Annotated in this window: 19 protein-coding genes; 7 read left to right on the top strand and 12 right to left on the bottom strand. The window is 59.0% G+C overall.

Translation table 11 applies throughout. From position 1 onward, the window contains the following. Positions 1–165: 165 nt before the first annotated feature. The 8 genes from HPC62_RS13175 to HPC62_RS13210 all read right to left on the bottom strand — a co-directional run bounded on the left by HPC62_RS13175 (position 166) and on the right by HPC62_RS13210 (position 10,890). The gene (locus HPC62_RS13175; RefSeq protein WP_225906661.1) at positions 166–1,947 is read right to left on the bottom strand and encodes an ABC transporter ATP-binding protein; all 1,782 of its coding nucleotides are present in this window, start codon (positions 1,945–1,947) and stop codon (positions 166–168) included. Positions 1,948–2,073: 126 nt separating this feature from the next. Next, positions 2,074–2,604 carry a serine O-acetyltransferase gene (locus tag HPC62_RS13180; protein ID WP_205371439.1) on the bottom strand — a complete coding sequence of 177 codons (531 nt, stop codon included), beginning with the start codon at positions 2,602–2,604 and terminating at the stop codon, positions 2,074–2,076. Between the two features lie 517 nt (positions 2,605–3,121). Next, a complete protein-coding gene (locus HPC62_RS13185; protein WP_172356386.1) occupies positions 3,122–4,132 on the bottom strand; it encodes a glycosyltransferase family 2 protein in 1,011 nt (336 codons plus the stop codon). A gap of 139 nt (positions 4,133–4,271) precedes the next feature. Then, the gene (locus HPC62_RS13190; RefSeq protein WP_205369873.1) at positions 4,272–5,333 is read right to left on the bottom strand and encodes a hypothetical protein; all 1,062 of its coding nucleotides are present in this window, start codon (positions 5,331–5,333) and stop codon (positions 4,272–4,274) included. 77 nt (positions 5,334–5,410) lie between these two features. Then, positions 5,411–6,655 carry a glycosyltransferase family 4 protein gene (locus HPC62_RS13195; protein WP_205369872.1) on the bottom strand — a complete coding sequence of 415 codons (1,245 nt, stop codon included), beginning with the start codon at positions 6,653–6,655 and terminating at the stop codon, positions 5,411–5,413. A 72-nt stretch (positions 6,656–6,727) separates the two neighbouring features. Further along, positions 6,728–8,131, bottom strand: a complete 1,404-nt coding sequence (locus HPC62_RS13200; protein ID WP_172356388.1) for an O-antigen ligase domain-containing protein — start codon at positions 8,129–8,131, stop codon at positions 6,728–6,730. A 19-nt stretch (positions 8,132–8,150) separates the two neighbouring features. Continuing rightward, positions 8,151–9,503 carry an oligosaccharide flippase family protein gene (locus tag HPC62_RS13205; protein ID WP_172356390.1) on the bottom strand — a complete coding sequence of 451 codons (1,353 nt, stop codon included), beginning with the start codon at positions 9,501–9,503 and terminating at the stop codon, positions 8,151–8,153. A gap of 121 nt (positions 9,504–9,624) precedes the next feature. Beyond that, positions 9,625–10,890, bottom strand: a complete 1,266-nt coding sequence (locus HPC62_RS13210) for a glycosyltransferase (protein WP_172356392.1) — start codon at positions 10,888–10,890, stop codon at positions 9,625–9,627. A 489-nt stretch (positions 10,891–11,379) separates the two neighbouring features. Here HPC62_RS13210 and HPC62_RS13215 point away from each other — a divergent pair, with 489 nt between their 5' ends. From HPC62_RS13215 to HPC62_RS13230, 4 genes are all read left to right on the top strand, one after another. After that, positions 11,380–12,660 carry a polysaccharide biosynthesis/export family protein gene (locus tag HPC62_RS13215; protein ID WP_225910546.1) on the top strand — a complete coding sequence of 427 codons (1,281 nt, stop codon included), beginning with the start codon at positions 11,380–11,382 and terminating at the stop codon, positions 12,658–12,660. A 274-nt stretch (positions 12,661–12,934) separates the two neighbouring features. Continuing rightward, positions 12,935–15,325 (top strand): GumC family protein, encoded by a 2,391-nt coding sequence (locus HPC62_RS13220; protein ID WP_172356396.1) that lies wholly within the window; start codon positions 12,935–12,937, stop codon positions 15,323–15,325. Then, positions 15,322–16,368, top strand: a complete 1,047-nt coding sequence (locus HPC62_RS13225; RefSeq protein WP_172356398.1) for a glucokinase — start codon at positions 15,322–15,324, stop codon at positions 16,366–16,368. Before HPC62_RS13220 ends, HPC62_RS13225 begins: the two co-directional genes overlap by 4 nt. Positions 16,369–16,644: 276 nt before the next feature. After that, entirely contained in the window at positions 16,645–17,661 is a 1,017-nt protein-coding gene (locus HPC62_RS13230) for a DUF389 domain-containing protein (protein ID WP_228721621.1), read from the top strand. A gap of 60 nt (positions 17,662–17,721) precedes the next feature. Here the strand turns inward: HPC62_RS13230 and HPC62_RS13235 are convergent, their stop codons facing one another. From HPC62_RS13235 to HPC62_RS13250, 4 genes are all read right to left on the bottom strand, one after another. Continuing rightward, on the bottom strand, positions 17,722–18,249 hold the full coding sequence (locus tag HPC62_RS13235; protein WP_172356400.1) for a DUF456 domain-containing protein: 528 nt from the start codon (positions 18,247–18,249) through the stop codon (positions 17,722–17,724). 67 nt (positions 18,250–18,316) lie between these two features. Continuing rightward, entirely contained in the window at positions 18,317–18,691 is a 375-nt protein-coding gene (locus tag HPC62_RS13240) for a hypothetical protein (protein ID WP_172356402.1), read from the bottom strand. 333 nt (positions 18,692–19,024) lie between these two features. Next, positions 19,025–19,936 carry an AAA family ATPase gene (locus HPC62_RS13245; RefSeq protein ID WP_172356404.1) on the bottom strand — a complete coding sequence of 304 codons (912 nt, stop codon included), beginning with the start codon at positions 19,934–19,936 and terminating at the stop codon, positions 19,025–19,027. Next, the gene (locus tag HPC62_RS13250; RefSeq protein ID WP_172356406.1) at positions 19,933–20,088 is read right to left on the bottom strand and encodes a hypothetical protein; all 156 of its coding nucleotides are present in this window, start codon (positions 20,086–20,088) and stop codon (positions 19,933–19,935) included. Before HPC62_RS13250 ends, HPC62_RS13245 begins: the two co-directional genes overlap by 4 nt. Before the next feature lie 18 nt (positions 20,089–20,106). Here HPC62_RS13250 and HPC62_RS13255 point away from each other — a divergent pair, with 18 nt between their 5' ends. From HPC62_RS13255 to HPC62_RS13265, 3 genes are all read left to right on the top strand, one after another. After that, entirely contained in the window at positions 20,107–21,135 is a 1,029-nt protein-coding gene (locus HPC62_RS13255; RefSeq protein ID WP_172356408.1) for a M28 family peptidase, read from the top strand. A 9-nt stretch (positions 21,136–21,144) separates the two neighbouring features. Beyond that, positions 21,145–22,284 (top strand): aldo/keto reductase, encoded by a 1,140-nt coding sequence (locus tag HPC62_RS13260; RefSeq protein WP_172356410.1) that lies wholly within the window; start codon positions 21,145–21,147, stop codon positions 22,282–22,284. Positions 22,285–22,361: 77 nt separating this feature from the next. Continuing rightward, a complete protein-coding gene (locus HPC62_RS13265; protein WP_172356412.1) occupies positions 22,362–23,105 on the top strand; it encodes a hypothetical protein in 744 nt (247 codons plus the stop codon). Positions 23,106–23,207 lie beyond the last annotated feature (102 nt).

The following is a 23,207-nucleotide window of genomic DNA, read 5'->3' on the forward strand; positions in this document are numbered from 1 at the left end:
TGGGGATTTTGGATTTTGGATTGGGGATTGCCAGACTAGGCGTTGATGAGGTCTCCGGGCATTGGCGCTTGTGAGAAGCGCTGTAAGAATTGATCTGGGATTGATCTGGGTGTCAGGACGGGGGGCGGGGCAAAAGCATTGGACAAGATAGTTGAGATGGGCAGTTTAGGCGGAGGCTACGACGGATTTCTTCACCTGGGATTCCAAAATCACGCCGTAAAGCGGACTGGTTTTCAGCAGTTCCTCGTGGGTGCCCTGGGCCACCAGTCGCCCCTTGTCCATCACCAGAATGCGATCGGCAGTGCGGACAGTGCTGATGCGCTGGGCTACTACGAAGGAGGTGCAGGTGCGGCGGCGCATCAGGTCGTCGAGGGCGGCTTGAATCTCGGCGCTGGTCTTGGCATCCACGGCCGAGGTGCTGTCGTCCAGGATTAGGATGTTGTAGTCGGTCAGCAGTGTGCGGGCGATCGCCAATCGCTGCTTTTGCCCGCCTGATAGCCCCACGCCCCGTTCCCCGACGAGGGTGTGATAGCCCTCCGGCAAGCTAATGATAAAGTCGTGAATTTGCGCTGTTTTTGCCACGGCGATCGCCTCTTCTAGGGTGGCGTGGGGCTTGGCGTAGGTGATGTTGGACAAGATTGTGCCGGAGAACAGCGTCGTTTCCTGAAACACGATGCCGATGCGCGATCGCAGGCTTTGCAGCGTGAAATCGCGCACATCCCGCCCATCAATCCGCACGGCTCCGTCTGTCACGTCGTAAAATCGGGGAATTAGGTTAACCACGGTGCTTTTGCCCGATCCGGTCATGCCCAGGATGGCGATTAGCTCGTTGGGCCGGGTCTCGAAAGACACATGGCGGAGGGCGGGCGTGCTAGAGCCGGGATAGCGGAACGACACATTCTCAAACGTGATGCGGCCGCCGCAGGTGACAAACGGAACCGCTTTGGGGCGATCGCGAATTTCGATTTCAGCATCCACTACTTCATACACGCGCTCTGCCGAAGCCGCTGCCTGGGCGATCGCCGGGGCCGCAAAGCCAATCAGCAAAATCGGCTGCAAAATCAGCAGCAGGTAGGAGTTAAACGCTACCAGTTCGCCTACCGAAAAACGGCCGCCAATCACAGCCGCGCCGCCATAGCCGATCACTGCCACTGTCACCAGGTTGCTCAGCAAAAAGATAAACGGAAACGTGTTGCGAATTGACCGCACTGTTTTCAGGTTCGCCGCCACCAGGTCTTGATTCAGGTGGGAATAGCGCTCCGTTTCCACGTCCTCGCGTACAAACGCCTTGACTACGCGCACGCCGATCAGGTTCTCTTGCAGCACGGCGTTTAGATTGCTCAACTGTTCCTGCACTTGGCGAAATAGGCTGCTGTTTTGCCGCAAAAACCGCGCCATCAGCCAGCTACTCGCGGGCACGACCGTCAGCGTGATCAGCGCCAGTTCCCAGTTCATAATCAGCAGAATGATGGCGATCGCCACCAGCGTCACCACGCCGCTGATCACCTGAATCAGGCTGGTGCTGAGAAACGTCCGCACCTGCTCGATGTCGCTGGTCACTCGCGTCAGCAGTTGCGAGGTCTGCGCTTGGTCGTGGTAGCTAAAGCTGAGGTTTTGAATTTTCTGAAAAATACGGTTCCGCAGATCGTAGGCGACCCCCTGCGACAGCGCCTCGGCACAGAAACTTTGCCCAAAGTTGAACACGCCCCGGGCGATCGCCGCCGCCACCAGCCCACCCGCCCCGTACAGCACCACGCGCAGATTGCGCTGCGCGACCCCTTGGTCAATGGCCCAGCGGAAGAGTTGCGGTGTTGCTGCGTAGGCCGCAATCAGCAGCAGCGCACTCAGCAGCCCGCCCAATGTCAGCCAGGGATAGTGCCGCAAGCTGCCCAAAACGCGCTGGAGCGGCAGCAGTGAAGATTTTTCTTCCAGATCAGACGATGGCACGGCTCAGCGGCCCCCGAAGCCCTAAAACAATTCCCTCAAGCCTATCAGACTAGGGGCGATCGCCGTTGCACCAGCCCGTCCCTTACTTGGCTGCCAAGCCCTTGCCCCCGCTAGCCCTTGCCCCCGCTAGTCGATAATCTTGGCAGGAATGCCCACCGCCGTCTTGCCTGCGGGTACGTCCTTCAACACCACGGCGTTTGCGCCCACATTAGCATCGTCGCCCAGCGTCACCGCACCCAGAATCTTCGCCCCCGCGCCAACGTTCACCCGCTTGCCGAGGCGGGGCGCTTCGGTGGGGCGATCGAGATAGCGGTTGCCCATCGTCACGCCCTGACGAATCACGCTGTCGTCGCCGATCACCGTCTGCCCATGAATCACGATTGCGCTTTGGTGTTCAATAATCACGCGCCGCCCAAGCTGCACCGTATAAGGCAGTTCGATCCCGTAGACATTGCGAACATGGCGAAACATGGCCCGGTAGAGAATGCTGAAGGGGGCCCGCAGCAGCTTCGGCTTGATGCTCATGCGCCACACGCCAAAGCGATGCACTGCCACTGCGCGAAATCCCGGCTTCGTCCAGTCGCGGCCGTGGGCGATCCAGTCTTCTTTGATCTGCTGCCACAGCGACAGCGGCGCATCATCCGAAGCAGCAGACATTATCGAGGGGATAGAGGGGTCGGGATGAGCAACCATAGATGAAATTTGGGGTTAGGGTATGCAGTGAGGGTTCTGTTTAGGCAGTCGGCTTAGGAAGTCGGCGTTTGATCTCCCTTAAATCTCCCTTCATCAGGGGGACTGTGATCGGGCGGCTCGACTCCCTCCTTAGCAAGCGACTATGTACACCATCTTTTTGCGTCAGGCTCTGAAAGATCCCCCTAAATCTCCCTTAATAAGGGGGACTTCCAAGCCAGTTCTCCTTGCTTCGGGGCACTCCAGGTTCGGTTCCCCCCTTATTTAAAGGGGGTTAGGAGAGATTCAGTTCCCCCCTTGTTCAAGGGGGGTTAAGGGGGATCGTTCAAGGGGGGTCAGGGGGGATCAACACATCGCCGCTCAAGCGTAGAAGACTTGTGTGTATGCAGTAGCCCTTCAAAGAGTTTTTTTGGGGGACTAGCGCTTTAACGCTATTTTTCAACGCTACCTGAAAAACCCAGCCAGACTTTCCGCCGAAGCCATCTCAGGAACAGCGGGCGGGCTTAATATCTGCGCCCTTCAAAAACACGCTGTTGGCGATGAAATCAGACAGGAAATTGGGCGGGTCGGCATCGGGCTTTTGCTGGAGGACGCGCCGCAGCCGCCAGAGAGCAAAAGTGCTGGCCCATACGGCATCGGTGGCAGCGGCATAGAGCCAGCCGTGGTTTTTCACGAAATAGCGGCGGCGGGAATCGAACCAATACTGCGGGCGACGCTTGGGCGCTTGCTTTTGGTTGGTCACGCCGGAGCTTTGCCCCACCAGATGCACGACGTGGCTCTCTGGCACATACCAGCAGGGCCACCCGGCGCGATAGGCTTGCAGGCAAAAGTCCATCTCTTCGTAGTACATGAAATATTCTTCATCCATTAGCCCGACGGCATCGAAGACCTCGCGGCGGATGATCATGCTGGCTCCAGCGACCCAATCGGTTTGAAACGTCTCGTCTGAGACAGGCGGCGCAACGGTCCAGCGGTTTAGCAGTTGGCTGACCGCGCCCAGCCGCAGCCCGCTGTCGATTTCGCTCAGCAGGGTGTGGAACCGGAAGGCCGAGCGCTGGGGCGTACCGTCTGGATCTTCTAGCCGACTGCCCGCAATCCCCACGCTGGGATGCTCGTCCATGAACTGCACCAGCACTTGCAGTGCCCGCGGACGAACGATGGTATCTGGGTTGAGCAGCAGCACATAGTCTGGCGGGTGTTCTGATTGCAGCGCTGGCCGAATCGCCGCATTGTTGCCATAGGCAAAGCCACCGTTTTTGGGGAGGGGCATAAAGGTACACCAAGAGTCCCAGCCCTCAGCGGCGATCGCCCCTCCGATTTTTGTGACCGAGTCATCTGACGAGAGGTTATCGGTCACCACCACGCGGGTATCGGGCATGGCCTGAATTTCGGGGACGAGCGATCGCAGCGTGTCGATGGTCAGGTCGGGCGTTCGATAGTTCACAATCACCACCAGCAGGCGGGTCGCTGGGGTCAGGGGTAAAGATTGAGTCATAGGGGTTGATCAAAAACGCGCACAACTGGGTTGCTTTGGGCTAGCGATGGGTCGATCAATGCACCGGAACCCGTCCTTTTCGATCCACTGAGATTAAATCACACAGCGGCTAAAATCACGGTATCAATCCACTCATCCGTCAAATCACGGTACAGAGCTTTTGATATTCGGCGGCCTTTTGCTGGCGTAGCCGATTTAGCCCCCTGCTCAGCAGTTTCCACTGGGGCGGGGCGCTGTTGACCAGGGGCCCCTGCGCTGCCAGCCAGGTTCCTACATCGGGATGCGTGTCGTTCAGGCATTGCAGAAACGTGTCCCAAAACGGCATCCACATCGCATCGTGATAGTGCAAGATCTTGGCTTGCCGCAGCTTTTCGGGGTCATACCACTGGGCATGGGTTTTGGTGCCCATGCCGTAATTGTGTGAATGGGGGAGCGATCGCCAGCGCAGGCCCATCTTCACCATCGTCATGCCCAGGGTGTGCTGGGTGAAATACACGCCCGCCTTGGCGGAGGCAATGTGAGCATCCAGCAGCTTCAGCGTCGTGTCCAGGTGGACTTTGGAAAAGCCCGTGGCGCGGCGATAGACAAACACGCCGCTGTTCCAGTACAGGCGGATTTTGATGCCCTCGCGCTCCGTCACCACCCACGGCAAATCGGATAGCTCCAGCCCTGCTACCTTGCAAGCTTCGCGCCAGTAGGGTTCAAACGGGTCGTCCGGGCCCGATGTGCCGATGTTTTTGTCGGGGGCGCAGGCGGCAAAGTCTTCGTCGTCGGACAGGCGGAGCTGGTCGGGTTCGCCCAAAATCAGCAGGTCGCTATCCAACCAGCCCAGAAACTCCGTGGTGCAGCGTTCCTCAACCGCCGCCATCGCGTAGTGCTTGTTCAAAAAGCTTTTCCAGGCGTAGGGATTGGGGGCGCGAAAACGCAGGTATTCCACACCCAGGCGGTCAAACGCCCGCAGCGTCTTGCCCGACAGCGGCGGCCCAAAGCGGGGCGTGACTGCCACCACGGGCGCATCGGCAAAGGCCCCGCCCCAGCGCCGCAGGCTCTCTACCATCCGCACGGTCTGGGTTTCCAGCCAGCCCGACTCGACGCAGCAGACAAAGGTGATATCCGGGGTGATGTCCGGGGTTCTATCCGGCAAAGACGTGTTCGGTAGCGTGTCCGGTGGCGTGTCAGGCAAATGGGCGACAGATGACATAGGGTTGCTCCGTAATGTGCTTTAGTGTGCTTTGGTTCTGGATTTGCGCTGTTCGGATTCGATTCCCAGGACTGCGGTCAGGTTTCGCGATATTCGGGTTGCAGCGCACTCGCACCATAGTTTTGCGATTTGCAAGTCAGCAGCAGCGTTTTCAATCGGGCAGCCCAGCCGCGCTTGGGGTCATAGAAACGGTCTTGCAGCTTGAGGCAGGCTTGCTGCTTTTGCTGATAGAAAGCGCGATCGCCCATCAGCGTCACCAGCGCCTCGGCGTAGGCTGCGATATCGTTTGGCGGCACTTCGACCACCGCCTCGCGCACAGCAGACAGGGCAGGGCAGGCAGCGGACGTGACCACCGGACGACCCGCCAGCACCCCTTCCACCACCACTTTGTTAAAGCCCTCCACAAAGTCGGTGCGGGTGGGCACGATGACGGCATGGGATGCTTCGTAGCGCCGCCGCATAGCGGACTGGTCGCAGTGGCCGTGGCAGATAAAGGAATCCGCCAATCCCGCTGTGGCCGCTGCCTGTCTCAGGGCATCCAGCGCCGAGCCATCGCCGCACAGGTCGAATACGATATTGGGGCTGAGGCTGCGCGTTTGCTTGGCGATGTCCAGCAGGTCAAACACGCCCTTTTCTGGCTCGATGCGTCCCGCAAACAGCACGCGGAAGGGCGATCGCGCTTCGTCAGGCGGCTTCAGCAGGGCAAACTGTTCCCGCCGATAAACAGGGGTAAAGATGGAGATGGTGCGATGCTGACGATGGGTGATCATGGCGACCTGCTCAGCGATATCATCAGAAATCGCCAAAATTGCGCGACAATCCCGCTGAAACAAGCGTTTTCCCCACCTGAGCGCGGTCTTTTCAAGTTTTCGCATGGGCAAAAACTTGCGCCACAGGACACAGTGCAGCGATGGGATTACCTGCACCCCCAGCCGGGGCAGCAGCGACAGCATAAACCAGTGGGTGGTGCCATCAGCCACAACCGCCACATCAGCGCGGAACCGCACAGCTGTAATCGCCAGCCGCAGCCCATACCAAATCTGCCCTGCGTGGTAGAGCAGCCCCGTTGCCTTCCGAAAGGGAATGGGTCGATGTTCTAGGATAAATGCGCCATCCCGAAGCGTTCGTTTATCTCGACACGAAGAAATCACATAAGCATTCGCATTGAGTTCGCGACAGACTTCAAAGAACTGTCCGGAGTACGTCACAGACACCTGCGATGGGTCATCTTTTTGCTGGCTCCAGTGCTGATACGTACCAATCACGTTACCGGGCCCAGCCGCGTACAAAACGCGCAGAGATGATGGCATCATCTTTTGCATGAAAATAACCTCAGGAGCAGCAAAAAAGTGAGTCGCAGCACATCGCAAGTCTTTCAATTAGCGTTCCCAAATCTAGGGTGAAGCGAGCGGTATGCTCTGCCTTCGACGAGGGAGCGATCGCCCCGCGGGTTTGCGTTTGGGCACTCGTTTTCGCAGCGGCTCCGGTTTCAGCACCAGCCCCGCAATGCCGCCGCTAGAGAGGGTGAAAATAGGATTGGGCATGGCGTTTAGCACACAGTCCAGCGCAAACAGAATCGTGACGACTGCCACGCAGACCGCAGGAGCCGCCAGCGGGTGGGCCCAAACTTTTGGCGGGTAGCGACTGACGCACAGCAGAAACGACGGGACGATCATGGTGCTGAACAGCGTGATCAGCCCAAACGCGCCCTGATTCCCAAAGGCAATGATCCACAGGCTGTCCGTCACAGAAATGTCTTTGCCGTAGTCATCGTAGACGCGGGCCCGCCCCCAGCCGCCCCAGCCAAACACAGGCCGCTGGCGGGCTTTCTCGCTCAGCAGTTCCTCGTTTTCCAACCGGAAGATCAGCGATTGAGCGCGTTCCGCATTCAGCGTCTTGGTGACAAATTCTTCGATGCTGTCGCGGCGATCGGGCGTGATGTAGCCCGTTGCGCCCATGTAGAGGTACGTGCCGATGAACACGACCAGGAAGATGAGCGGAATGTAGGTTTTCAGCTTGCTGCCCAGAAATAGGATGATCAGGCCAAACACCAGCAGTAGGTAGGCTCCCGTCGATCGGCAGTTGAGAAAGCTGACCACCATGACGGGCACCAGCGTTTTCATCGGCTGATCCCAATACTTTTTCAGCACGCCGCTTTTCCAGAGCCAGATGCCCACTAGCGCCGCCGCCATCATCCAGGCTCCCACCGCTAGCCCGTGGGACATAAACACCGTAGGGCGATAGCCGCCCATCCGCATGGTTTGAGAAAAGTCGGCGCGGGCGTGATAGCCGTAGACCATCCGGTGAAGTTGGGGGCTAAAGCGCGATTCGTAGAGGGTGAAGGGAATATAGGTTAGGCCACCCGCAAAGATGGCGATCGCCAAGTGCTTCATGCCCGCCAGGTTACTCAGGTACAATCGCCCAAAAAAGTAGGGTAGCCCCCAACTCACGACCTGCTCCAGGCTGCTGGAAACGCCGTCGTAGGCCCCCAGCCCATTGGCCATTGACGAGACAAATGGACTGATGCAATACAGCGCCATCAGTCCGTCGATCCAGCCGGGTTTGAAGGTGCTAAATCGTCCTGAGTCGAACACAAACACTGCCAGCAAAATGCCATAGCAAGTCGCCGACATTTTGGTGTAGTCGGGAATGCTGGGCAGCACGATGGCCGCCTGCGGCAGGAATAGCCACGCGATTACAAAACTGATGATGACGGCCCGCGGGGGGGAATAGCGCGTGAACAGGTACAGCACGATGGGAATCCAGCCGTACATCACCAGGGCAACTGTTGGACTCATGGCGATCGCTCCTCAGGATTTACACCGATCCGCCAAAGGCAGGCAGCCCCCAACCCAGCGCCAGCCGCAGCCCCAGCACCGCCGCCAGCAGTCCCAAAAACACGGCCGTCGCCTGCACATCCTGCCGCCAGCAGCCCAGCCGCTCTTTTTCCAGTCCGTATAGCACCACGCCATACATCGGCAAATCGCTAAAGGTGATGGCCAGCACGCCACCCCATAGCCCCGCCGCATCAAACCCATAGGGAATCCCAAGGGCGATCGCCCCAAACCGCAGCAGATTACCCCAAGCGCCGTAAACTGATTTGCCCACGCTCAGCAGGCAGGGGTTCATGGTGCTATACAGCAGCGTGTGCCATAGCCCAAAGGACATCACAGGCACCATCCACGCGGCATCCCGATAGCGGTTGTCATACAGCGTCAGGATGAATAAATCGCCAAAGCCCACCACGCCCGACAGCAGCAGCGCCGACCCCATCAGCAGCAGCCAGCGCTTTTTCAAAATCTTGGCCCGCAGTTCAGGCCGGGGCAGATCTGCCGTGCGCGACACCACGGGAAAAATCACCTTGGTTCCCAATGCACCAATCACCTGCCGGGGAATGTCCGACAGGGTAAAGGCAATGGTGTAAATCCCCAGCATGGTGATGGAGATGTATTTACCCAGAATCAGACGATCAGCCTGGGTTGCCAGAAAGGTCAGCGCGGTAGAGATAAAGATCCAGCGGCCAAAACTAAAGAGATCTCGCAGCGAGTCTTTGTCCCAGCACAGTTGGTTGCGATAGCCCGGAATCAGCCAGAAGCTTCGAGCCGTTCGCAGGGCTGCCGCCACCAGGTTGCCGCCCACCAGCGCCCAGATCGTCGGGCTGAATCCGGCCCAGATAATCATGAAAATTAGGGAGGCCGCCTGCATTAGCGCGTCAAATTTGATGGTTTTGGCGAGGTCAACGTGGCGACGCAGGGTGGCAACGGCGGTGGACTCAAACCCATTGAGAATCGTGGTCAGCCCGACGACGGGAATTAGCCAGAGCAGGCGCGGCTCGTTGTAGAACTGGGCCGTGGGATAAGCGATCGCCAGACAAAACAGCCATAGCCCAAAGCCCCGAACAATTTGCAGCGTCCAGGCCGTGTTGTAAAACGCGGGTTCGTCGCCGCGCTTGTTTTGCACAATGCTGGGAATGATGCCCACATCGGAAAACAGTTGCAGCCCGATGATGGGAATATTCACCAGCGCCATCAGTCCGAAATATTCCGGCAACAGCAGCCGCGTCAGGATCAGGTTGCCGCCAAAGCGCATGACCTGGCTGGCTCCGTAGCCTGCAATAGTCCAGATCACGCCGCTGAGGGCTAGTCGGTTGAGAGAGGCAGAAGAGGCCATGCGAATTCCATGAGAAGGGGCAGAGAGACGTTTGGTCGCGTTCCAAGCAGGCTAGATGCTGTTGAGCGAAGGCAGCAGATGAGGTTGGGGCAGACAGCATAGGAGCAACCACAGGCAATGCCTAGCCTTCGGGGATCGGTTGGGACAGGTCAGGTAGGGCGATCGCCTCAGACAATCGCGCTTCGGCTTCAATCTGCTGGAATAGGGCGGCCAGCTTACGAGCTTCGGTGGCGGCGTTGTGCTGCTGAACCACGCGCGATCGCCCATGATGTCCCATCGCGCTGAGCGTCTTTGTGTCTGCTTGCAGCACCTCCCGTAGCGCCGCCGTCAGGTCTTCTACCGCACCCGGCGGCACCAGCCAGCCCGATCGCCCCGGCTCCACCAGTTCGGGAATCCCCGCTACGTAGGTACTGACAACCGGACGCGCCAGCGCCAGCGCCTCCATCAGCACGACGGGCAGCCCTTCTGCAAAGCTGGGCAGCACCAGCGCACGGGCAGTCTGAAGCTGCTGCCGCACCTCTGCGCTGCTGGCCCAGCCCGTAATCTCGACGTAAGACTCCAGACCATACTGAGCAATGGCCGCCTCTACCTGGGGACGCAGTTCGCCATCGCCCACCAGCACGAGCTTGAAGGGAATACCCTCGGCCGCCAGGGGGGCGATCGCCTCCAGCAACAGCAGGTGTCCCTTTTGCTCACTCAGTCGCCCCACGCAGACCAACCGCTGCGTTTCGGGAACCGGGGTCGCCGCCTGAGTGAGAAATTCTTCATCTACGCCGCAGTGAACCACCTGAATCTTGCGCCAGTCGGCAGCCTCACACCAGCGCATGAGCTGACTTTTGCCAAAGGCGCTGATCGCCACTACCGCTGCCGCCCGCCGGATCTTTTCGGGTAGCAGCAGCGCCTCTGGTCGGTCAAATTCTTCGGGGCCATGCACCGTAAAGCTATAGGTCGGCCCGCCCAGCGCGTGACACAACATGGCTACGGTTGTGGAGTTCGTACCAAAATGAGCATGGACATGCGTAATTCCCTGGATCTCAAACTCGCGTCGCAAAATGCAGGCTTCTGCTAGGTAAGCCAGATGATGAGCCAGCCCGCGCTGACCCCGACGACTAATCTTTAGCGTAAAGGCAAGTGCTTTTAGAAACTGTCCGGGGTGAGCCAACGCCGTTTGAATTAATCCGGTCAGCAAGCCAGAAACACCCCGCGACAAGATCACCTGAGTTTTGTGTAGCTCTGCCTGGTCACCAGGATCGACCAGTTCGCCGCTACAGGAGCGCACCGAAAAGCGAGCAACGGGCGTGCCAGCCGCCTCCAGCGCCAGGATCTCTCGCCGGATAAAGCTGTGGCTGACCTTGGGATATTGATTCACCAGATACGCAATCGTCATGGCTGCTTTTGCAGGGGTGATGTGCTAGGGGCGGGCTGAGGCTGCGCCCCAATCCAGTGTGCCCATCCGGGATGAGGTGGTAACATTTGCCACGCCAAGTATGCGTTGCAGAAACTTCCAACGGCTGGACTGAAACCGGATTGAGGGGCAATATCGTCCCGGTTTTAAGCACGCCAAGATGCATCAAAGCCGAAGCAAATCCTGGCAATCTCCGCAATTTTGACTAGACTTGCGGGCGTTACTGAGAGCCAGCAGTTGGGCATTCTAAAGCCAGAGTTTCTGAATCAACGCAGCGTGCGATCGCCCGCTCTGCCTTTACCAGAGTCGAATCCAGCACCGAACAGCACCAAAATTGAAAACCCGCTCATTCACCTAAGCCCAATTCAAACTGCACCGATCGCAAAGATGCGTCTCACTTAAAAATCAGCGTCTATGACACCCCCAATCCAGACTGTTGCGACTCATCTTCCCGACGCTCTCTGCCCTCCTGTGCCGCAGCGTGTCCGTCCAATCGCCCACCGCAACAATATCCGTGTTAATACGGCATTAACAGTTTTCATTAGCACTATTGCCCTGTCCGTCATTAGCGCCACTGCCCTCCCTGTTGCCGCGCAAACGTCTTCGACAGGCACGTCTTCGACAGGATGGACAGCAACCCCGACCTCTCCTGCTGCGCCGATGACAAACGCCCCAGCGCAGGGACAACCCTCGCCCCAACCGGGGTTGCAGCCCTTGATGCCGCTCCTGCCCGCCACACCCCAAACGGACTCGCCCTTCGCCCTCCAACAGCCCCTACCCGCCGCCCAAGGCCGCGATACCTACATCCTGGGCGCAGGCGACGCGATTCGCATTGATATTTTCGACGTGCCAGAATTCAGCGGGCAGAATGGGCAGTACACCATTCTGTCGGATGGCTCTCTAAACCTGCCCTGGATTGGCAATGTATCGGTGCAGAACATGACGCTGGAGCAGGCCGCCAACACCCTAGCTCAGCGCTACGCCCGCTATATCGACGATCCGCTGATTACCGTGACGCTGCTGGCTCCCCGGCCCATGCGGATTGGGATTATCGGTCAGGTGAATCGCCCTGGAATTTACACCGTCAACCCAGCAACGGGCGCAACCTCCCAAAAGCAAACCGTCAGCACCGCCATCCAGGCGGCAGGTGGCATCACCCAATTGGCCAACGTGCGGGCTATCGAGGTACGCCGCCCCACGCCCAGCGGAGAGCAGAGCATTACGGTTGATCTGTGGCGATTCTTGCAGGCCGGCGACATTTCTCAAGATATTGCGCTGCAAGATGGTGATACGGTGGTCATTCCTCAGGCCGACACTATCGACCCGGCAGAATCCGCCCAGATTGCCGCCGCCAGCTTTTCCCCCGCTACGATTAACGTCAACATCGTGGGCGAGGTGATGCGACCGGGCACTATTGCGCTGCCGCCGAATGTCTCGCTGAATCAGGCCATCATGGCGGCGGGCGGGTTCAATCGACAGCGGGCCCGCCAGAGCGAAGTCAGCCTGATCCGGCTAAATCCCGACGGAACCGTGACGAAGCGCGATGTAGAGATTGATTTTGCGGCCAGCCTGAACGATGCCACCAATCCGCCGCTTCGCAGTAACGACATTATCGTAGTCGGGCGATCGTCCCTCGCATCTACCTCTGATTTTCTAAATACGCTGCTCAGCCCGCTCAACGGCGTGTTTTCCATTTTTCGCGTGTTTGATGGGCTGGGCAATCTCCTGGCCCCGTCTCCTCGGAACCCCTAGAGCAGAGGGGAGCTACCCAAATGGCTCAGGGTTTGGGCAATTTCTGGCGAAGACGCATGGCTGGTTCGGTTGGGGGTGCATTCTAGAGCCGCTTTTCAAAAAACGCCTTTCAAAAAACGCCTTTCAGAGTGGGGCGTTCAACCTGAAATTTAAGCGCGGATTCTCAAGGTTCTAAGCAAAAAATTCAGGGGTTCCTATCAGCCTTTAAGCCCTAGCGGTTTCCATAGGCAAATGGATGACCCCGCATTGCGAGAGACATCACAGCGAGAAAACTATGGATCAGGATTTGGATATGCAAGCCCTCGATGAGCCTGGAGAAGCCAGCGCTCCGAAAAAGGGCGGACTGCCAATCGGCGGACTGATCCGCATGGTGAAGCGGAAGATCTTGATCATTGGAGGAATGACGGGGGCATTGTCAATCGCCGCCTGGTTATCCACTGCCTCTGATCTGCCCACCTATCGCGGCAACTTTCAACTGCTGGTGGAGCCTGTGACCTCGGAGGCGCGGATTGCCGAGCCAACGGCGTTGACCCGTTCTGCGGGCGGTGTGCCCAGTCGGGACATTTTCAGCCTGGACTATCCGACGCAACTGCAAATTTTGCGGAGTCCCAAGGTGCTGGAAGAGGTGTATGAAAAGGTTCAGGCGAAGTACCCAGCGTTTACTTACTCTCAGCTCATCCAGGGGTTGGAGCTGGGGCGAATTGGCAATACTCGCACAACGGAAACGAAGATTTTGCAGGTGGGCTACTCTGGCTCTGATGCGGAACTGGTGCAGATGGTGCTGAATGAGCTGGCGAGTAAGTATCTGCGCTATAGCCTGGAGGATCGCAAGTCTCGCATTAGTGAGGGGGTGAAGTTCATCGAAGATCAGCTTCCTAGCCTGCAACGGCGGGTGGCTGAGCTAGAAAAACAACTCCAGGAATTGCAGCAATCCTACGAACTCATCGATCCATCTTCGCAGGGGGGGCAAATCTTTTCGCAACTCCAGACGGTGACGGAGCAGCAAGTCGCAACCCAGCAGCAGATTCAAGAACAGCGCGTGCTTTATAACACGCTGCAACGGCAGTTGGGTCTGTCGCCCAATGAGGCGATCGCCGCTTCGGCCCTCAGCCAGGATCCGCGCTATCAGCAGTTGCTCAGCAGCATCAATGAAATCGACAGCCAGATTGCGCTGGAGTCGAGTCGCTTTACCGACGAAAGCCCGATTATTCAGCGATTGCGACAGCGGCAGGCCAATTTGACGACCGTGCTGGGGCAGCAGGCCAATCGCATTTTGGGACCACAGCTTGCCCGCAAGGCGGATTCGCTGACCTATCAAGACTCGCTGCGGCTGGGGCTGATTCAACAACTGATCACGACGGCGAACGAGATGCAGGTGTTGCAGATGCGGGATCAGTTTTTGGCGCGGCGACAGGCAGAGGTTTCGCGCCAGGTGCAGCAGTTTCCGGCGATCGCCCGTCGGTATGCCGAGATTCAGCGCGAGCTGGGCGTGGCCACCCGCACGCTGGATCAACTGCTGGGGCAGCGCGAGACGCTGCGAGTAGAAGCCGCCCAGACGCAAGTGCCGTGGGAACTAATCTCAGAACCCATGCTGCCTCGTGATCCTAGCGGCGCTGCCATTCCCGATCCGAATAGCTCTCGCAAGAAGCTGATGATGGGCATGGTGGCTGGGCTGGCATTGGGACTGGGAACGGCAGTGCTGATTGAAAAGCGGCAAAACATCTTTTTCGGCGCAGAAGATGTGAAAGATGCCGTGCCCGTGCCTCTGCTGGGGGTGCTGCCGGCCTGCGCCACGGCCGACCCCTGCGGCAGCCTGCTTAGCATTGCGCCCAGCAGTGGGGAACTGAGCGAGGATGCCTTCCCGTTTCTGGACGCGGTGAACAATTTCTACGCCAGCCTGCGGTTCCTGAACCCCAACAACCTGGTGCGATCGCTCGTCGTTTGCTCTCCTGCAGCGGGCGACGGCAAGACCACCACTGCCCTCCACCTGGCGCAGACGGCGGCGGCGGCGGGGCAGCGCGTGCTGCTGGTGGATGCTAACCTGCGATCGCCCAAGCTGCACAGCATTCTGAACTTGCCGAATGAATGCGGGCTGAGTGAACTGCTGGCGCAAAAAGTCTATCCCGAAGATGCCATCCAAGAGTGCCCCAGCCTGGAGCATCTGTGCATCCTCACCGCAGGGCAAACGCCCCCCGGCACGACCAAAATGCTGGCCTCGCCCCAGATGAAAGACCTGATGGCGGCGTTTGATGCCCAGTTTGACCTGATCCTGTACGACACGCCCAACCTGGGCAGCACGGTGGATGCCAACTTCTTGGCGGCCCAGGCAGACGGCATCTTGCTGGTGCTGGCAGTGCGCCAGACGGCCTATTCCAAGACCAAAGAGGTGCTGAAAAAGCTGGAGGAATTTCACCTGCCCATTATCGGCACGGTGGCCAACCGGGCGATCGCCCCTGCCGCAGTATCTGAAGAGGATGATGAATACGACGAGTACGATGAAGATTCCGAAGGAATTTGGGCAGCGGCGGCAGCCGAGTTGGAACCCGACTACAATCCCGCCTACAATGTCGATGTCGATGATTTTGAGGACGTTGAGGACGACGACGCGGACGAAGCCCCCCAGCCCGTTCTAGACCCCCTATTTGTGGATGACATCGCATCATGACTCGACTTTTGGCAGGCGACATCGGCGGCACCAAGACCATTCTGCGGCTGGCAGAAGTCCACAGCGACGACGGCCCGATTAAGCTGCAAACGCTCCATGAGATGCGCTATGTCAGTGCGGAATATCTCGACCTGGTGCCGATGGTGCGGGCGTTTCTGGCAGATGCAGAAAGCTGCATGGGCTGCGCTCCTGGAATCGAGAAAGCCTGCTTTGCGATCGCCGGCCCCGTGGTCAACAATACCTCCGTGCTGACCAATCTCTCCTGGACCCTGGAGGGCGATCGCCTCAGCCGCGAACTCAACATTCCCAATATCAGCCTGATCAACGATTTTGAAGCCGTCGGCTACGGCATTTTAGGCCTGGGTGAAGACGACTATTACACGCTCCAGGTCGGCAAGCCCCAGCCCAATGCCCCCATCGCCGTCATTGGCGCAGGCACAGGGCTAGGTCAGGGCTTCTTGATTCCTCAAGGGGGCGTGTATTACGTCTACCCGTCGGAGGGGGGACACGCTGATTTTGCGCCCCGTTCAGAACTGGAATTTCAACTGCTGAAATATTTGCTAGACAAGCTCAGCATCAATCGCCTCTCGGCCGAGCGCATTGTGTCGGGGCAGGGGATTGTGTCAATTTATCAGTTTTTGCGCGATCGCCAGCTTGCCGAAGAGTCACCCGACATCGGCGCAAAAATCCTCACCTGGGAGCGCGAGGCGGGCAAGGCAGAAAAATCCGTCGATCCGGGCGCGGTGATTTCCCTGGGCGCTCATGCGGGCGATCGCCTCTGCCAGCAGACCATGACCCTCTTTGCCTCGTCCTATGGAGCCGAAGCAGGCAACCTAGCGCTGAAGCTACTGCCCTTTGGCGGCCTCTACATCGCAGGCGGCATCGCGGCCAAAAACCTGGACGTGCTAAAGGCGGGCGGCTTTATGGAGGCGTTTCTTGACAAGGGGCGCATGAGTCCCCTGCTGGAGCAAGTCCCGGTGCATGTAGTGCTGAATCCTCAGGTCGGGCTGATCGGGGCCGCCGTAAGAGCCGCCCGACTGTAGCGAAGTTGATTTATCTAGGACTTACGCGGTTGGACAATTTCTCGCGGGCGCAGCCCGCGAGAAATTGTCCAAAACCCAAGGAGCTTATCGCAAGTGCGTAAGTCCTGTTATCATCTGGCTCCATCATCTGAAATGATAGTCCCTGTAAGCGTAATATCTGCGATGCGGCAGGCTACGTCTGAAAGGACTTGCTTCTAAAACTTGCGTCTGAAAGGACTTGCGTCTCCTGAACGGGGATGACCATCTGCTTGCATCGCTCAGCAGGGAGGAGGAACGATGAGGCGAAGACGGATAGCGCTATTCATGGCGAACTTTTGGGAGACGGTGAAAACGCTCCAGCGGGGGCGGATCAACCTCTCGGAACTGGAGCGCCTGCACAGCGACATGCTGAGCGAGTCCGTTGCGGATACGCCCTACTTGGTGCTGGTCGTCACATCCTGCGCGATCGCCACCTTTGGGCTGCTGTCCAACAGCGCGGCTGTGATCATCGGCGCAATGATTATCGCTCCCCTGATGTCACCAATTCGGGCGCTGGCCTTTGGGGCGCTGGAGGGGAACATTCTGCTGGTGCGGCGAGCGGCTGCGTCGGTTTTGCTGGGAACGCTGCTGGCCATGGCGATCGCCTGGCTATTGGGGCGCGTTGTGGGCATTGCCAGCTTTGGCAGCGAGGTGCTGGCCCGCTCCAGCCCCAACCTGCTGGATCTGGGGGTGGCCGTGGCGGCTGGCGGGGTGAGCGGCTACGCCAAGATCAATCCCAAAGTGTCGGCCTCGCTGCCCGGAACGGCGATCGCCGTCGCACTCATGCCGCCCGTTTGCGTGATTGGGCTAGGCCTCTCCCAGGGCGACTGGCATCTCAGCCTGGGGGCGACGCTGCTCTATCTCACCAACCTGTTGGGGATTACGCTGTCCTGCATGTTGACCTTTTTGCTAGCGGGCTATACGCCTATCGAACAGGCGCAAAGAGCTTTGCTGTGGGCCTTCACCTTTACCGGGCTGTTGCTGATTCCGCTGGGGGTCAGCTTTGTGCAAATGGTGCAGCAAAACCAGCTTGAGACCGCCCTAAAACGGGCGCTGCTGACGCGCACAGAAACCTTTCAGCGCGTGCAATTGGTCGATAGCGACATCAACTGGTATACTCAGCCGCCAGAGGTACGGCTGACGGTGAGGAGCCGAGAACCTGTCACCCCGCGCCAGGTGGAACTGCTGGAAGAATTTGTGAGCCGAGAGTTGGGACGACCCATGACGCTGATTCTGTCCGTCAGCCAAGTCGAAGAAGTGCGGCGCGAACCCTAGAGGCACACGCTGTATTTCTTCCAACCAATATCAGGACTCTCTTCTAACCAATAGCCAAGATCAGGCAGCGCCCGGAACTGCTGTCACAGTGGGCAGCGTCGTCCACAGGAAAACCGCAAAGGTGGCGATCGCCAGAATGAACTGCATCAGCCGCCCAATCAGCGACCCCACCACAATCCCCAAACCGGCCTTAATCGCCAGCCTCAGGTTTCTGCGAAACAGAAGCTCACCCAAAATTGCGCCCACAATCGGCCCGATAATCAGCCCCAAAAACGGGCCACCAAAGGGGAGCGCAGGCAGCAGCCCAAACAAGCCCAGCAGCAGCCCCACCACTGCACCAATTTGCCCCCACTTGCTAGCGCCAGCTTTTTTCGCGCCCAAGTAGGTGGCCAGAAAATCGACCCCCGTGCCCACCAGTAGGCACACCACTGCCACCGTCAGGGGAATGCCCAGGCCGGTAAATCCATTGACAAGTCCCCAAACGGCGATCGCCAGCGCAATCAGCCCAATTCCCGGAATCGCAGGCGCAATGGAACCGATCACGCCCACCAGCATCACCGCAACAAGAATCCAGTAGAGGTAGACCATGTTTAGGGGTTAAGGAATAGAGGTTTGGCGTAGAGGTCGAGATACGATCTTTAGCCACTCCTTCACTTTAGCCAAAAGAGTCCAGATCGAGCGCCTTAGAGCCGCCACGCTCCAGTTGCTCCAGCAGTCGTGCCAGTTGAGTCCACACCAGCAGTCCAGTCAGAACCGTCAGCGGAATGGCAACCGCGTAGGCCAACTTGGTGGGAAACCCAAAAATTTCCAGCCCCGCCGCCAGAAAGAAGCACACGCCGCCGGAAATTCCTAAAAACGGCACCAAAAGCTGCGGCCCCTGCATATTTGCCAGCGTGCGGGTCGAGCGGTTTTTGTCCCATTCGTTGACTTGCTGCTTGAGGGTTGCCGAAAAGGCCGCACCCGATGCCAGCCCCGCCAACAGCCCCGCCACAAACAAAAAATACGGAGCGCTTGAGTAGTAGTACGGCACAACGGACTCCTTCAGTGCAGATTCAGAGGATGAAACGGAAAAACCAAAAAGAAAATATTCCTTAACATCAATCTAGCCGGAATCGGCACCCTTGGGCGCACTGGTAGGGAGATTTGGGTGACGGGGTGATTTGGGTGACAGGCGAAAGGGACGGAAAGATCGAAAACCGAAAACCAGAACCCCTTCCCTCTTCCCTCTTCCCTCTTCCCTCTTCGTTCTTCCCTCTTCCCTCTTCGTTCTTCCCTCTTCCCTCTTCCCTCTTCCCTCTTCGTTCTTCGTTCTTCATTTCTCCTTCTTCCTCCCTCCACCATTCCAACCCTCCCCTTATCGCTGCTACGGAATCGCCACCGTGTGCAGCAGACGATCGACGATTAGCCGTGCTTTGCGTCCGCCTGCGGGAATCAGGCGATGAGCCAGCACGAACGGGGCCAGATACTTCACGTCGTCGGGGATGGCGTAGTCGCGTCCTTCCAAAAAGGCGATCGCTTGCACGGCCCGATGCAGCGCCACCGTCCCCCGTGGACTCACGCCCAGCAAAATCTCCTCATCCTGCCGCGTCGCCCGCACCAAGCTCAGCATATACTGCTGTAAATGCGGCTCTACATGCACCGCCGCACACTTCTGTCGTAGCGCCTGCACCTCCTCTAGCGACAGGCAGGGGCGCAGCGCTTCGGTGGGCACACTACCACCATCTAGCCGCTGCAACATCTGCAATTCTTCTAGCTCCGTCGGATAGCCCAGGCTCAGCGAGAGGGCAAAGCGATCCATCTGGGCTTCGGGCAGCGGGAAGGTGCCCTGATATTCCACCGGGTTTTGCGTGGCGATGACAAAGAAGGGCGTGGGCACGCGGCGCGACACGCCATCCACCGTCACCTGCTGTTCTTCCATCACTTCTAGCAGAGCAGACTGGGTGCGGGGCGTGGCGCGGTTAATTTCGTCGGCCAGCACCACGTTGGCAAACACGGGCCCCGGCATAAACACAAACTCGCCGCTGCGGGGATTCCAGATATTCGTCCCGGTGACATCCGACGGCAGCAGGTCGGGCGTGCATTGCAGCCGCTGAAACTGGCCGTCGATCGATCGCGCCAGGGACTTGGCTAGCAGCGTTTTGCCCACCCCCGGCACGTCCTCCAGCAGCGCGTGGCCGCCCGAAAACAGCGCCACCAGCACCAGCCGAATCGCCTCCGATTTGCCGACGATGGTGCGTCCCAAATTTTCTACAAGCTGTTCGATGCGGTCTCTCATGATAGGGTGGCGCGGAGTTGCGAAACGCTCTGCTCCATCATGGCAGCGATCGCCCGCAATCGGGCCAGGAATTCTGCGGGTTTTGCCCAAGACTGCCGCGATTTCCCAAGGCCCGGCAATGGCGCTAGGATGATTGGGGATTCATTTTGCAAAACGCTGAACCGTTCACCATGCGAATTCGACGGCGTTGGGTGGGGCTGTGGCTGGCGATCGCGCTGCTGGTAGGGCTAGTAGCGGGGCTGCTGCCAGCGGGGTTTCTGGGGGAATCGCACTCCCGCCCACAGCCCATCGCTTTGCGACCAGCCCTGTCTACGCCTGACATCAACCCCGAACGGCTCTTGAGAGATGTGCAGGCGCTCAGCTTTGTGCGATACGAAGCGGGCGATCGCCAGCGAGCAGCAGAATATATCGAGCGATCGCTGACCGCAGCGGGCTGGCAGGTAGCGCGTCAGCCCTTCGGCGCAGGCGAAATCGCTGGAGAGAACCTGATCGCCACCCGCCCAGACGCGCCGCCGGATCGTCCCAAACTGCTGCTGGCGGCCCACTACGACACGGTAAAGAATTCCCCCGGAGCCGACGACAATGCGACGGCTGTAGCAACCGTGCTGGAAGCGGCCCGGCTGCTCGACCCGCAGGACGCGCCCGCCCGCCTGGAACTGGTGCTGTTTGACCGGGAAGAGGCGGGGCTGGAGGGCAGCGAGGCGTTTGTGGCGGAGGCGGCGCGGCGGCAGGGGGTGCGGGGCGCGGTGGTGATGGACATGATCGGCTATGGCTGCGACGTGGCGGGCTGCCAGTCCTATCCGGCGATGCTGCCGATCGCCCCACCGACGGATCGGGGCAATTTTCTGGCGGTGCTTGGCGATTTGCAACACAATCCCTACGGGCATCGCCCCCCGCTCATCCAGGCGTTTCACCAGATTGCCGATACCCCGTCTGCCGCCGTCCCCCCCGTCCTCAGCCTGGCCGTGCCGCTGCTGGGCGACCTCACTCCCGACCTCCTCCGCAGCGACCACACCCCCTTCTGGAAAGCGGGCATCAGCGCAGTGCTGCTCACCGACACCGCCAACTTCCGCAATCCCCACTATCACCAGCCCAGCGACACCCCCGACACGCTCAATACAGCGTTTTTCCTCGGTTCGGCGCGGCTGGTAGTGAAGACAGTAGACTGGCTCCTGCATGAGGGCGACTCGCAAGCGTAACTCGCAGCCATGCACTATCGCCGCTTTGGGAAAACCCATCTGCATCTGTCTGTCTTCTCGCTGGGGACGATGCGCTATCTGGCCTCGGCAGAAACGGCGCGGCAGACGGTGGAGCGGGCGATCGCCCTCGGCATCAACCACATCGAAACGGCGCGGGGCTATGGCAACAGCGAAATCTTTCTGGGCAAGGCGCTGGCGGGGCTGCGGCGGGAAGAGCGGGCAAAGCGGGAAGATCTGATCATCACCACAAAGCTGCCACCCACCATCGATGCTGATGCAATGGCGCGGGGCATTGACGAATCGCTGGCGCGGCTAGGGCTGGACTATATAGACTGCTTGGCGATTCATGGGGTGAATACGGCAGAACATCTGGCAATGTTGACGGTGGAAAGGGGCTGCATGGCGGCGGTGCGGGCGGCGATCGCCGATGGGCGTGTGCGGTGGGTGGGCTTTTCGACGCATGGGCCGCTGGATGTGATTTTGGGGGCGATCGCCACCGACCAGTTCCAGTTTGTGAACTTGCACTACAACTGGTTGTTCCAGCGCAACGCAGCCGCAGTTGAACTGGCGCACCAAAAGGACATGGGTGTGTTCATCATTTCCCCAGCGGACAAAGGCGGCCTGCTCTACACGCCGCCAGAACGATTGGACACGCTATGCCACCCCCAATCGCCGCTGCACCTGGGCTATCGCTGGCTACTCAGCGACCCGCGCATCACCACCCTCAGCCTGGGCGCAGCCAGACCAGAGGAACTGGATTGGCCCCTGGAAATGGCAGACCAAACGCACCCGCTCACAGACACAGAGGTAGAGATTTTGGAACGGCTGCGATCGCACCAATCTGCCGTCTTGGGAACCGACCAATGCAACCAGTGCTATGCCTGCCTGCCCTGCCCCGAAGACATCCATATTCCCGAAGTGCTGCGGCTGAGAAACCTGGCAGTGGCCTACGACATGACCCAATACGGCACCTACCGCTACGGTATGTTTGAAAACGCGGGACACTGGTTTCCTGGTCGCCGGGGCGATCGCTGCACCGACTGTGGCGACTGCCTGCCGCGATGTCCCGAAGCACTAGACATTCCCACTCTGCTGCGCGATGCCCATCGCCGCCTGGGCGGATCGCCGCGTCGCCGCCTCTGGGGTTAATGCCTCCGTCGCAAAAATTTGCCGCTCAGATCCCAGCAAGGCTAGCTTGGAAGCGTAGTGATTGTGGAGGGAAAAGCATGACCGATGAACGACTTGCCAGGTTTGGCTCAGGGCGATCGCTGTATTTGGCAGACCAGCTCGACCGACACGGGATTTGCCTGGAGCAGCGCAATGGCGAAACCGTCCTGCTTGACCCGCTGGGCACGCGGGTAGGGATCAAACCTACCGTGCAAGCCCTCGTCGGTGGGCTTGTGATGCTGATTGGGCTGGGGATGCTGGGGCAGGCGATCACGGGAACTAGACCCGGATGGACTGGCTTGTTGCTGCGGGGATTGTTTTTCGTCTTGGGGCCGATCGCCCTGCTGGGCGGCATTGGGATAATTCGGCGCATGATTCTTCAGCTTCAGGCGACCCGGCGGGCAGAACCCGCTGAGCTTCGGGTTTCGCCCTATCCCCTCCATCCCGGCGATTGGGTAACCGTGACATTTTCTCGCCGCTTCAAAACCCCGTCGGGCAGCAACCCCGGCAAAGTTTCGGCAATGGCCTTTGGACTGGACGTGCAGAAAGATACTACCGATGAGACATCAACTTATCGCGCTTCACCCTTCTGGATCGAAAATCTACCTGACAAAGACCTGCCCTCTGGGCTGATGCAGGTTGAACACACCTGGCAGTTTTGCCTGCCACCCGACGCGGTTCCCACAATCGAGGAGAAGACTGGCTATGGGCGGCACTGGGTCGCCTGGGGTGTTGACGTTCGGATAGAGATTAAGGGCTTTTTGAGTAGCGAATCTGCATTTTTCTTTCGGGTGGAGCCGTAAATGGTTCGGCAATACCGTCCGGGAGAGGGCGTTCGGGTGAGGGCAGTTTGGGGTCAGTCCTAATTCATATTTAGCTATTCAGCTTAGAACTTACGCAGTTGG

It is taken from the genome of Thermoleptolyngbya sichuanensis A183, from assembly GCF_013177315.1.
Taxonomy (GTDB): domain Bacteria; phylum Cyanobacteriota; class Cyanobacteriia; order Elainellales; family Elainellaceae; genus Thermoleptolyngbya; species Thermoleptolyngbya sichuanensis.

Excerpts from the sequence above, each read along its gene's own strand:
- HPC62_RS13200 (WP_172356388.1), bottom strand. The coding sequence starts at position 8,131 with ATGAGTCCAACAGTTGCCCTGGTGATGTACGGCTGGATTCCCATCGTG.
- HPC62_RS13190 (WP_205369873.1), bottom strand. The coding sequence starts at position 5,333 with ATGTCATCTGTCGCCCATTTGCCTGACACGCCACCGGACACGCTACCG.
- HPC62_RS13205 (WP_172356390.1), bottom strand. The coding sequence starts at position 9,503 with ATGGCCTCTTCTGCCTCTCTCAACCGACTAGCCCTCAGCGGCGTGATC.
- HPC62_RS13180 (WP_205371439.1), bottom strand. The coding sequence starts at position 2,604 with ATGTCTGCTGCTTCGGATGATGCGCCGCTGTCGCTGTGGCAGCAGATC.
- HPC62_RS13230 (WP_228721621.1), top strand. The coding sequence starts at position 16,645 with ATGAGGCGAAGACGGATAGCGCTATTCATGGCGAACTTTTGGGAGACG.
- HPC62_RS13210 (WP_172356392.1), bottom strand. The coding sequence starts at position 10,890 with ATGACGATTGCGTATCTGGTGAATCAATATCCCAAGGTCAGCCACAGC.
- HPC62_RS13245 (WP_172356404.1), bottom strand. The coding sequence starts at position 19,936 with ATGAGAGACCGCATCGAACAGCTTGTAGAAAATTTGGGACGCACCATC.
- HPC62_RS13220 (WP_172356396.1), top strand. The coding sequence starts at position 12,935 with ATGGATCAGGATTTGGATATGCAAGCCCTCGATGAGCCTGGAGAAGCC.
- HPC62_RS13260 (WP_172356410.1), top strand. The coding sequence starts at position 21,145 with ATGCACTATCGCCGCTTTGGGAAAACCCATCTGCATCTGTCTGTCTTC.
- HPC62_RS13235 (WP_172356400.1), bottom strand. The coding sequence starts at position 18,249 with ATGGTCTACCTCTACTGGATTCTTGTTGCGGTGATGCTGGTGGGCGTG.
- HPC62_RS13265 (WP_172356412.1), top strand. The coding sequence starts at position 22,362 with ATGACCGATGAACGACTTGCCAGGTTTGGCTCAGGGCGATCGCTGTAT.
- HPC62_RS13185 (WP_172356386.1), bottom strand. The coding sequence starts at position 4,132 with ATGACTCAATCTTTACCCCTGACCCCAGCGACCCGCCTGCTGGTGGTG.
- HPC62_RS13195 (WP_205369872.1), bottom strand. The coding sequence starts at position 6,655 with ATGCAAAAGATGATGCCATCATCTCTGCGCGTTTTGTACGCGGCTGGG.
- HPC62_RS13225 (WP_172356398.1), top strand. The coding sequence starts at position 15,322 with ATGACTCGACTTTTGGCAGGCGACATCGGCGGCACCAAGACCATTCTG.
- HPC62_RS13255 (WP_172356408.1), top strand. The coding sequence starts at position 20,107 with ATGCGAATTCGACGGCGTTGGGTGGGGCTGTGGCTGGCGATCGCGCTG.